This is a genomic window from Mesorhizobium sp. M0898 (genome assembly GCF_040319695.1).
GTDB lineage: Bacteria > Pseudomonadota > Alphaproteobacteria > Rhizobiales > Rhizobiaceae > Mesorhizobium.
Genome location: NZ_JAMYOE010000084.1, coordinates 1 through 10,568 on the forward strand (window position 1 = coordinate 1; position 10,568 = coordinate 10,568).

Consider the following 10,568-nt stretch of genomic DNA (forward strand, 5'->3'; position numbering starts at 1 on the left):
TCCCATCAGCCATCGCATCAAGAAATGCGCCTGGAACGACGACTATCTCATCAATGCCATCACTCATATGCGATAGCCCTGCCCTCAAGGGGGGAGATCGGATGTCGCCTCGGCTTTCGCCAATCACCGGCGCCGGAAGGGCGGGCAGGGCGCGGGAACTGCCAATCTCCCCCCTTGAGGGGGAGATGTCCGGCAGGACAGAGGGGGGTGCCTCGCGCCGAGGTCTCACAACGCTTTGCATCGCACCGTACTAGTCAAAAAGGGGTGCCCAAACGCCCCGTTTCGATTACGCCGTCGATTGCCGTTCACCGGTTAACCAGCGCCAGCAGCTCCTCGGTATAGCGCTTGCCGACCACCTTTTCCGGCGACAGGGCGTCGCCGATGGATGCCACCTCGGCCTGGCTCAGCACGATATCGGCTGCCGCCGTATTCTGTTCGAGATGTCGTATCTTGCGGGCACCAGGGATCGGCACAATGAAGTCGCCCTGATGCAGCACCCAGGCGAGCGCCAGCTGCGCCGGCGTCACGCCCTTCCCGGCGGCCATCTTTTCCAGCACGGCGACGACCGCCGCATTGGCCGCCATGGCGTCGGCCTGGAAGCGCGGCAACCCACGGCGCCAGTCGTCGGCGCCGAGAACATCGGGCTTGGCGATCGTGCCGGTGAGCAGGCCGCGGCCGAGCGGGCTATAGGGGACAAAGCCGATGCCGAGCTCACGGCAGACAGCAAACACCTCCTCCTCCGGATCGCGGCTCCACAGTGAATACTCGCTCTGCACCGCGGCGATCGGATGCACGGCATGCGCCCGGCGGATGGTCGCCGCACTCGCCTCCGACAGGCCGAGCGCCCGCACCTTGCCCTCGCGCACCAGCTCGGCCATGGCGCCGACCGTATCCTCGATCGGCACGTTGGGGTCGACGCGGTGCTGGTAATAGAGATCGATCACCTCCGTATCCAACCGCTTCAATGACGCTTCGGCCACGGCCTTGACATGCTCCGGGCGGCTATCGACACCGGCCATGCGCTCCATGCCGCTGCCTTCTTCGAGGATCTTGAAGCCGAATTTGGTTGCGATCGTCACCTTGTCACGCACCGGCTTCAGCGCCTTGCCGACCAGGATCTCGTTCTCGTAAGGGCCATAGACCTCGGCCGTGTCGAAGAAATTGACCCCGATCTCGACGGCATGGCGCAGCGTGGCAATCGCCTCCGCCTCCGGCTGGCCACCATAGGCAAAGCTCATCCCCATGCAGCCGAGGCCGACCGGGTAGACGTCAAGTTCATTGCCAAGCTTGCGGGTTTGCATCACGCGTGTCTCCTTGTTGTGATGGTTGTGATGCCGCAGAGATAGCGTCTTGCGCCGAATTCGATAATCGGCTCTCATTTGCACGGGCTGTTCCAAGAAATAGATCAATGAAGCGAACCCATCTTTCACAGCTCGCGGTACTGGCAATGGTCGCCCAATGCGGCAGTTTTCGCGGCGCCGCCAAGGAACTGGCAATCGCGCCATCGGCGGTCAGCCACGCGGTGTCCAGCCTCGAAGCGCGCCTCGGCGTGCGGCTTCTGGCGCGCAGCACGCGCAGCGTCGCTCCGACCGAGGAGGGCGCGCAACTGCTCGAGCGCCTCAGGCCGGCGCTGTCGGAAATCGAGCTGGCGCTGGAATCGGCGATCGAGGCGCGCCACCGGCCGGCGGGCAATCTCAGGCTGACCGTGCCGCGCACCGCGGCCCATCTGGCGCTGACGCCGAGGCTCAGCGCCTTTGCGGCTGCCTATCCCGACATCGTGCTGGAGATCGTCATCGAGGACCGCTTCACCGACGTCGTCGAGGGCGGCTTCGATGCCGGTGTGCGACTGGGCGAGAGCCTGCAGCGCGACATGATCGCGGTGCGCATCGGACCAGACCTTCGGGGCGCCGTGGTCGGCGCGCCAGCCTACTTCGAGACCATGCCAAAACCGCAGCATCCGCGCGATCTCGCCGCTCACCGCTGCATCCGCTTCCGCTTCTCCAGCGGCATTCTCTACCGCTGGGAATTCGAGCAAAACGGCGAGGAGATCGAGATAGCGGTGCAGGGGCCGCTGATCCTCGACGAGGACCATCTGATTGCCAACGCCGCGGTCGACGGCGCCGGGCTCGCCTTCGTGTTCGAGGATTATGTCCGCGACGCGCTCGCCGCCGGCAAGCTCGTTCGCGTGCTGGAGGACTGGTGCCCGCGCTTCGACGGCTTCTTCGTCTATTACCCCAGCCGCCGCCAGATGCGGCCGGCGCTCAGAGCCTTTGTCGATTTTTTCAAGGTCGGCGAGTAAGCCAACCCTCCCCACAAGGGAGAGGTGGAAGAAAGCCGACCTGGCATTCGTTCACCGACCATGTCAGCACTGCCCAAAAACCAGACTGCCGGCTACGGCTGGACGGCGATCATCCTTCACTGGCTGATCGTGGCGCTCTTTATCGGCCAGTTCGTGCTCGGCTTCGTCATGGTGCGGCTGTCCAGCCAGCGCACCACCTTCGAGCTGATCCAGCTGCATAAATCCTTCGGCTTCCTGCTGCTTGGACTGGTCATCCTGCGCATCGCCTGGCGCCTAGGCAGACCGGCCCCGCCGCTGCCGCGCTCGGTCGGCCCGTTCGAGCGCCGGATGGCGCCGCTGGTCCATCTCGCGCTTTATGCGTTTCAGCTCGCTCTGCCGTTGTCCGGCTGGGCGCTGGTCTCGGTCTCGGTGCTGGAGATCCCGAGCGTGCCGTTCAATCTGTTCGTCATGCCCAATCTGCCGCTCGGTGAATCGGACACGGCAGAAAGCTTCTGGGCAGCGACGCACTGGTATCTCGCCTATGCGGGCATCGGACTTGTCGCTTTGCATCTCGCCGCAGCGCTGCGCCATCATTTCTGGCTGAGGGATACCGTGCTGACGCGCATGATCACGGCTTCGTCACATCACGACAGGGAATAGAGCGGACGGCTCATTCGTTGATGGGGCGAGGACGCAAGAAAGCGTTGCCTGCAAAGAGGGCCATTTCCATGTACGCGCGCATCTTCGGATTTGCGGCAGCCGCCGCTTGTTTTGCCATGCCTGTTTTCGCCGCCGTTGCCCTTGGCGAGGCGGCCGGCAGCTACACGATCAGCCCGGGGAGTTCCAGCATCCATTTCTCCATCGGCAAGCTCGGCGGCGGCGGGCTCGACGGTGCTTTCTCCCGCTTCAAGGGCAGTATCCTTATCGACAACAGCGATGTCGGCCGGTCCCGGGTCAATTTCACCATCTTCCCCGAAAGCGTCGGTACCGGCCAAAGCCGCATCGATGCCTTTCTCCGCTCGGACGCAGTCTTCGACGCGGCCAACAATCCGGAGATCCAGTTCCGTTCGACCAGCGTCAAACGCACCGGCGACACGTCAGCCCTTGTCACCGGCCGGCTGACGGCGCGCGGCAAGACCTTTCAGGAAAAGTTCACGGCCGATCTCGGTGGCCTCAAGGCGGGCACGATAAAATTCCACGTCACCGGCAAGGTGCTGCGGTCGCGCTACGGCATGGATGTCGGCACGCCGATTTACTCCAACGTCGTCGATTTCGACATGACGCTGACCGGCAAGCGGGGATAGTCTTTGCAGGACTGGGGTTCCTCTCCCCACTTCGTGGGGCGAGGAACCCAGGTTCCGCAAGGGCAGCGCCGGCATCCGGACAAGCCGCAGATGATCGCCCTGTTCGCCGCCATGCTCCCGCATTGGCTTTTCTCCTGAATTGGGGCAAACCTCCAGGCCTGCAATCGAGAGGAGAAATCTGATGTTCCGATGGGGAGTTTTGTCGACGGCCAAGATCGGCCGCGAGCAGCTTTTGCCGGCAATCGTCGAAGCGGAGAACGGCGTGCTGTCCGCGATTGCCAGCCGCGATCTGTCGAAAGCGCAGGCGCTGGGCGAACGCTTCGGTGCGCGCCACGCGTTCGGCTCCTATGAGGAGCTGCTCGCCTCCAGCGACATCGACGGCGTCTACATTCCGCTGCCGACCTCGCAGCATCTCGAATGGACGGCCAAGGCGATCGAGGCCGGCAAGCATGTTCTGGTCGAAAAACCGCTGGCGCTCGATGCCAAGGACATTCCGCCGCTGATCAAGCTGCGCGATGCCAGGAAGGTGCTGGTCTGCGAAGCCTTCATGGTCGTCTACCATCCGCAATGGATCAAGGTGCGCGAGCTGATCGCCAACGGCGCCATCGGCCGGCTGCGCCATGTCCAGGGCGCGTTCTCCTATTACAATGTCGACCCCAACAACATGCGCAACAAGCTCGATCTCGGCGGCGGCGCGCTGCCCGACATCGGTGTCTACCCGACAGTGTCGACACGCTTTTCGACCGGCAAGGAGCCGCTGCGCGTCCAGGCGACGATCGAGCGCGACAAGACATTCGGCACCGACATCTATTCCTCGATCCGCGCCGATTTCGGCGACTTCGAGCTGTCGTTTTACCTGTCGACGCAGATGGCGGCACGCCAGGTGATGGTCTTTCACGGCGAGAAGGGCTTCATCGAGGTGTTCTCACCGTTCAACGCCGGACTCTACGACCATCACCGCGTCGAGCTGCACAACCAGAACCACAGCGAGGCGCAGGTGTTCCGCTTTCCCGGCACGCAACAGTACCGGCTCGAGGTCGAGGCCTTCGCGCGGGCGGCGCAGGGCGGCAAGGACCGCGTCTTCACCCTGGAAGAATCGGTGCTCAACCAGAAGGTCATCGATGCCATCTTCCGCGCCGGCGAGAAGGAAGGCTGGGAGGCAGTCTAGGCCGGCGATGATCCCAAAAAATGGGGACCGGTTTCTGGACGAGATCATGGCCAAATAGATGCCCGACGACGCGGATGTGATCATTGTCGGCGCCGGCCTTGCCGGTCTTGTCGCGGCGGCCGAACTGGCCGAGGCCGGCAAGAAGACCATCATTGTCGAGCAGGAGCCGGAACAGTCGCTTGGCGGCCAGGCGTTCTGGTCGCTCGGCGGCATCTTCCTCGTCGATTCGCCCGAACAGCGGCGCATGCGCATCCGCGATTCGTATGAGCTGGCGGTCGAGGACTGGCTGGGCGCCGCAGCCTTCGACCGAACGGAAGATCTCTGGCCGCGCCGCTGGGCCGAGGCCTATGTCGGCTTCGCCGCCGGCGAGAAGCGCTCCTGGCTCATGCAGCGCGGCCTGAAATTCTTTCCGGTGGTCGGCTGGGCCGAGCGCGGCGGCGGCAATGCCGTCGGCCACGGCAATTCGGTGCCGCGCTTCCACATCACCTGGGGCACCGACCCTGGCGTGCTCGAACCGTTCGTGCAGCGCGTACGCGAGGCCGAGAAACGCGGGCTGATCCGCTTCAAATTCCGTCACCGGGTCAACGAATTGACGCGGACAGGCAGCGTCGTCAACGGCGTGCGCGGCGACCTATTGGCGGCGAGCGATGCCGAGCGCGGCCGCAAGAGCTCGCGCGAGATCACCGGCGATTTCGAGCTGAAGGCGCAGGCCGTCATCGTCGCCTCCGGCGGCATCGGTGCCAATCACCAGCTGGTCCGGGAGAATTGGCCGAAGCGGATGGGCGCGCCGCCGAAACGCATGATCACTGGCGTTCCCGATCATGTCGACGGCCGCATGCTGGCGATCGCCGAAGCCGCCGGCGGCCGGCTGATCAACCGCGACCGCATGTGGCACTATGTCGAGGGCGTCAGGAACTGGGCACCGATCTGGACCGATCATGCGATCCGCATCCTGCCCGGCCCGTCATCGCTGTGGCTCGATGCGCGCGGCAAGCGCCTGCCGGTCCCGCTCTATCCCGGCTTCGACACGTTGGCCACGCTCAGCCACATCATGAGCACCGGCTTCGATCATTCCTGGTTCATCCTGACCAAAAAGATCATCCAGAAGGAGTTCGCGCTGTCGGGCTCCGAGCAGAACCCCGATCTGACGGGCAAGAGCTGGCGCCAGGTGCTCGGCCGCGCCACCAGCGGCGTGCCCGCGCCGGTCAAGGCGTTCATGGAGAAGGGCGAGGATTTCATCGTCGAGCCTGATTTGCCGGCGCTGGTCGCCCGCATGAACGCGGTGGCCGGCGGCGAGCCGCTGCTCGAACTGGCGCAGGTTGAGCGCGAAATCCGCGCCCGCGACCGGCAGCTCGACAATCCGTTCTCCAAGGACATGCAGATTACTGCGTTGCGCGGCGCGCGAGCCTATCTCGGCGACCGGCTGATCCGCACCGCAAGACCGCACAAGCTGCTCGATCCCGCCAATGGCCCGCTGATTGCCGTCAGGCTCAGCATCCTGACCCGCAAGACGCTCGGTGGGCTGGAGACTGACCTCGACAGCCGCGTGCTGGGCGCCGGCGGCCAACCAGTCGAGGGGCTGTACGCGGCGGGCGAGGCCGCCGGTTTCGGCGGCGGCGGCATGCACGGCTATGCAGCGCTCGAAGGCACGTTTCTCGGCGGCTGCATCTTTTCCGGCCGCAGTGCCGGACGGGCGGCGGCACACGCGGTGGGGTGAAACAAGGCCCGCCGGCGGCCGTTGCGCCAAGGTGGCGGGTCGCACCGAATGGCCAACTTCCCTTAGAGCATTTTGCAGCCGAATGGAATCATTTGGCGTCCGCATAAATGCGGCAAAACAGATAGTTAGAGCGGGTTACCGGTTCCAGGAGAACCGGAACCGGCTCTAGGCGAAGGGCTGCAAATTGACGTCTTGAAGCTTGGAACCGGCAAGCAACGCCTCGAGCACCTGCTTCTTGAGAGACAGGCACTGCGAACGGGCAAGTTTGACGATGGCGGAAACCTCGCCTGCCTCGCAGGCAAGGACCAGCTCCTTTTGCTGGGCGATGATCAACTGGGTGAAGTCGCGGGATTTGAAGCCGAGGTGGAGAACCCGCGCCGACTGGTCGAGTATCTGGTCCAGCAGATGCGCCAGTCGTAAATTTCCCGAGAGCTCCGCAAGGGCCAGACGAAAGGCACAGTCGGCCGCAAGGAAGGCGACGTGGCTGCGTAGCGTCTCCGGCTTCAGCACCTTTTTCGCCGCCAGCCTGACATCCTCGAGCCCGCGCTCGGTCATGTTCGATGCCGCCACCCTGAACACTTCCGGTTCGATCAAGCTGCGGACATCGAAGATCTCGTTGACGTCCCGCAGGCTGAGCGTCGCAACGACGTAGCCGCGGCGCGGTTCGCTCCTGACCAGCCCTTCCTGCATCAGTCGGGCCAGCGCCGCGCGGATGGTCGCCTTTTTGATCTGGTACCGGTCACCGATCTGCTTCTCTGTCAGCGCTTCACCGGGGCGCAGCACGCAGGCAATGATGTCGTTCCTCAGCTGCTCATATGCCTGTTCCCTGCGAAGGACGTCGGCGGCCGACAGTGCTGTCGCCTCGACCGTGGCCGGCCTTGCCGGTTCGGCGGTCAACTTCGTCGTTTTCATATTCCGTCCGTCTGGCTGTCCGATTGACGCTGGCATCAGCATTCGCTAGCGTGAGCATCTCAGATTGATGGTCTGAGCATCTCAGGGAGGATAACTGATATGCCTTTACCCGCCAAGTCGCCTCTCTACGCCGTTGCCGATGATATCGTCAATGCCGCGAAGGGGCCAGATCCCCTCGAAGCGGTAAGGACGGTCCTGGGCGACTATACCAACCGCTTTCACGCATCGGGAACACTCGCTCACGAAGAAGACGACGACGAGGTGCTTCTGCATGCGAGTCCGAACCTGACGATCTATCACATCACTCTGTCGCCCGGCCTGCAGTACCCGCCTCACAACCACCTGATGGATGCCTTGATCGGCATCTACAAGGGCAGCGAGACGAACTTCATCTATCCCGTTGCCGGCAGCGAACTCGATGTTCCCGAAAGGCAGGACATCGCAGCGCCTGCCGTGGTGCACATGGCGTCAAATACCGTTCATGCGGTTGCGAATACGGGCGGTGCGCGATCGGGTGCGCTGCATGTCTACCTCGGCGATCTCACACGAACCCACCGGCAGCTGTGGAGTCCGGACAGCAACCAGGCCGAAGCGTTTGACAATGATCGCTACCTGGCCGGCGCACGGCCAATTCAGCAGTCTGGGCACGAATGAGCAGAGGCGTCGCGGGCGGCGAAATTGGCCGTGATCAGCGAACCCGTCGGAATCGCGTCACACTTGTCACTCTCGCCAATCCGCTATCGCCCCTATCCTGGCTCACGACCCGACCCGTCGCGCCGGTGCGGCGACAAACCAGCAAGGGAGATGCACAATGACGGCACATCAGAATGGCACAGGCGAGCAGACGACGCGGCTCGCGATGAAGACACCACCGGTCGTTTCGCCTGACGCGTGGGAGGCCGCGCGCCAGCAGTTGCTCGTGAAGGAGAAGACCGTGACCCGGGCTCGCGACGCACTGGCCGCCGAGCGTCGGCGGATGCCGTGGATGGCGGTGGAGAAGACATATACGTTCGAAGGGCCTGACGGAAAGGTGAGCCTGCTCGACCTGTTCGAGGGCCGCCGTCAACTGATCGTCTACCGCGCCTTCTTCGAGCCCGGCGTATTCGGCTGGCCCGACCACGCTTGCCGCGGCTGCTCGCTGGGGGCGGACCAGGTCGGCAACCTCGCCCATCTGAACGCCCGCGACACCACGCTTGCCTACGCCTCGCGCGCACCGCAGGCCGACATTGCGCGGCTGAAGGCGCGGATGGACTGGAAGATGCCCTGGTACACCATCACCGACAGCTTCGATGCCGATTTCGGCGTTGACGAGTGGCACGGCCATAACGTGTTCATCCGCGACGGTGATCGCGTGTTCCGCACCTACTTCATCAACAACCGCGGCGACGAGGCGATGGGGACCGTATGGAGCTATCTCGACCTGTCGCCGCTCGGCCGCCAGGAGGTTTGGGAGGATTCGCCCGAGGGCTATCCGCAGACGCCGACGTACAAGTGGTGGAACTGGCACGACAATTACGGCGCCGAAGCCGTTCCCGACAAAAAGTGGGTCGAGGTGTCGGACGCCGGAGAGGCCGCGTTCCGGAACCGCACCGAATAGAACGTCTTTGGCGTCGCGGAAATGCGGCTAGGGCAAATGGATGGAGCGGGATGCACGGTTCAATTCGAATGCATCCCGCTCACTACCCAGGACAAAAACATGAGCGAGATTCATGCAGACGGATCCGCCGGCAACGCGATCCAGGACGAGAACGCAAGCCCGGCCGCCCTTGGCGCAGCCGACTGGCTGTCCTTAGCGGCCGCGCCGACCTTCGCAACCATGGCGCTGCTGACGCTTCTCGGCGGAGCGCCGGACATGATGTGCTCGACCGGGCAAGAGGCGTCACCGCTGGGCGGCATGGTCCCGATGTACCTGCTGATGAGCGGCTTTCATTTAGGACCTTGGCTGAAGCAGGTTTCCGGCCGGCGACGCCGCCGCAAATAGAGCTATACCGGCCGACAAAGGCCCGTTCTGGTCGGGAAGACATCCCTCACCAGATCCACTCGCCCCTTCCCAAAACCGCTACTGCATCGACAATCCGGGTAAAGCTCGAGCGGGCGCGGCCGGCCGTGTGCCTGGCGCGCAAATAGCCATGCACCAGCCCCGGCTCCTCGAGCCACCAGGCGCGCCCGCCCGCGGCAACGATGCGGTCGCGATAGGCTTCGCCGTCCGACGACAGCGGGTCGCATTCAGCAGTGATCACGACGGTGGGCGGCAGATTGGCGAACTCGGCGTCGGCGAGCGGCCACAGAGTGAGATCGCCGGTGCGATCCTCGCCACCGGTCCTGATGTCCCTGTAGAAAACGAGGTCGCGCGCGGTAAGCATCGGCGCTTCCGCGTGGGTGACGTAGGAACCGGCGGAGCTGTCGCCGCCAAGACCGGGATAGACCAGAATCTGGCCGATCGGCTTGCGCGCATGGCCGCGCGTTGCGTGACTGACAGCGGCGGCGAGATTGCCGCCGGCACTGTCGCCGCAGAGCAGGACAGGACGCTCGTAAGTCGCCGCCGCCCATTCAAAGGCGCTGATGGCATCGTCGAAGGCGGCCGGATGAAGGTGTTCAGGTGCCAGCCGGTAGTCGACCGAAACCACTTCGTAGCCGGTGCGGCTGCAAAGCTCGGCGCAGAGGTCGTCATGGCTGTCGAGCCCGCCGAGGATAAAACCGCCGCCATGGAAATAAAGCACCATTGCCGAAGCTTCCGGCGCCGGGGCGCGGTAGATGCGGATCGGAATGTGCCAGGGTGTGGCAATGGCGGTGGTTTCCGCCGTGACGCCTTGGGGATAGCCGGCAAAGAACTCGCGGCACATCCGGTTATAGATCTGGCGCTGCTCGGCGACGGTGTAGTCGATCGTATCGGGCGGATAATAAGAATTGGTCCGCTCGATGAAGGCCCAGGTCTCGGCGTCGATGAGGGTTTTGTAGTCGGTCATGGGCGCTGAAAGTGTTCTGACGACAGCGCCTGAGCACCCCCCTCTGGCCTGCCGGCCATCTCCCCCTCAAGTGGGGAGATTGGCAGCTTCGGCCTTGCAGCCCATCTTGCAACGTTGGAGATTGGCGAAAACCGAAGCGACATCCGATCTCCCCCCTGTTTGGACCGGAGACATCGCGAACAGGTGTGCGAGGACATCGCGAACAGTTTGGCGCGCTTTGCGC

The 10,568-nt window shown here is 63.9% G+C and carries 11 protein-coding genes; 8 read left to right on the forward strand and 3 right to left on the reverse strand.

Annotation, left to right across the window (positions count from 1 at the left end; genetic code table 11):
• Positions 1-305: 305 nt before the first annotated feature.
• Complete coding sequence (locus NKH90_RS33510; protein WP_352823558.1) at positions 306-1,301, reverse strand: aldo/keto reductase; 996 nt, start codon at positions 1,299-1,301, stop codon at positions 306-308.
• A gap of 107 nt (positions 1,302-1,408) precedes the next feature.
• Here NKH90_RS33510 and NKH90_RS33515 point away from each other — a divergent pair, with 107 nt between their 5' ends.
• The 5 genes from NKH90_RS33515 (at position 1,409) to NKH90_RS33535 (ending at position 6,467) form a co-directional block, all read left to right on the forward strand.
• Positions 1,409-2,299: a LysR family transcriptional regulator gene (locus NKH90_RS33515; protein WP_352743896.1), complete on the forward strand. Its 891-nt coding sequence runs from the start codon at positions 1,409-1,411 to the stop codon at positions 2,297-2,299.
• 60 nt (positions 2,300-2,359) lie between these two features.
• Positions 2,360-2,938 (forward strand): cytochrome b, encoded by a 579-nt coding sequence (locus tag NKH90_RS33520; protein ID WP_352743894.1) that lies wholly within the window; start codon positions 2,360-2,362, stop codon positions 2,936-2,938.
• Between the two features lie 68 nt (positions 2,939-3,006).
• The gene (locus NKH90_RS33525; RefSeq protein ID WP_352823543.1) at positions 3,007-3,582 is read left to right on the forward strand and encodes a YceI family protein; all 576 of its coding nucleotides are present in this window, start codon (positions 3,007-3,009) and stop codon (positions 3,580-3,582) included.
• 181 nt (positions 3,583-3,763) lie between these two features.
• Positions 3,764-4,750 (forward strand): Gfo/Idh/MocA family protein, encoded by a 987-nt coding sequence (locus NKH90_RS33530; protein WP_352823546.1) that lies wholly within the window; start codon positions 3,764-3,766, stop codon positions 4,748-4,750.
• Positions 4,751-4,808: 58 nt separating this feature from the next.
• A complete protein-coding gene (locus NKH90_RS33535; protein ID WP_352823549.1) occupies positions 4,809-6,467 on the forward strand; it encodes an FAD-binding dehydrogenase in 1,659 nt (552 codons plus the stop codon).
• A 165-nt stretch (positions 6,468-6,632) separates the two neighbouring features.
• Here the strand turns inward: NKH90_RS33535 and NKH90_RS33540 are convergent, their stop codons facing one another.
• On the reverse strand, positions 6,633-7,379 hold the full coding sequence (locus NKH90_RS33540; protein ID WP_352743890.1) for a GntR family transcriptional regulator: 747 nt from the start codon (positions 7,377-7,379) through the stop codon (positions 6,633-6,635).
• Between the two features lie 99 nt (positions 7,380-7,478).
• Here NKH90_RS33540 and NKH90_RS33545 point away from each other — a divergent pair, with 99 nt between their 5' ends.
• The 3 genes from NKH90_RS33545 to NKH90_RS33555 all read left to right on the forward strand — a co-directional run bounded on the left by NKH90_RS33545 (position 7,479) and on the right by NKH90_RS33555 (position 9,360).
• On the forward strand, positions 7,479-8,033 hold the full coding sequence (locus NKH90_RS33545; RefSeq protein ID WP_352823552.1) for an autotransporter: 555 nt from the start codon (positions 7,479-7,481) through the stop codon (positions 8,031-8,033).
• Positions 8,034-8,190: 157 nt separating this feature from the next.
• Complete coding sequence (locus tag NKH90_RS33550) at positions 8,191-8,976, forward strand: DUF899 domain-containing protein (RefSeq protein ID WP_023677589.1); 786 nt, start codon at positions 8,191-8,193, stop codon at positions 8,974-8,976.
• Between the two features lie 99 nt (positions 8,977-9,075).
• Positions 9,076-9,360, forward strand: coding sequence for a hypothetical protein (locus NKH90_RS33555; RefSeq protein ID WP_352823555.1), 285 nt, complete (start codon positions 9,076-9,078; stop codon positions 9,358-9,360).
• Positions 9,361-9,406: 46 nt separating this feature from the next.
• Here the strand turns inward: NKH90_RS33555 and NKH90_RS33560 are convergent, their stop codons facing one another.
• Positions 9,407-10,345: an alpha/beta hydrolase gene (locus NKH90_RS33560; protein ID WP_352682187.1), complete on the reverse strand. Its 939-nt coding sequence runs from the start codon at positions 10,343-10,345 to the stop codon at positions 9,407-9,409.
• Positions 10,346-10,568 lie beyond the last annotated feature (223 nt).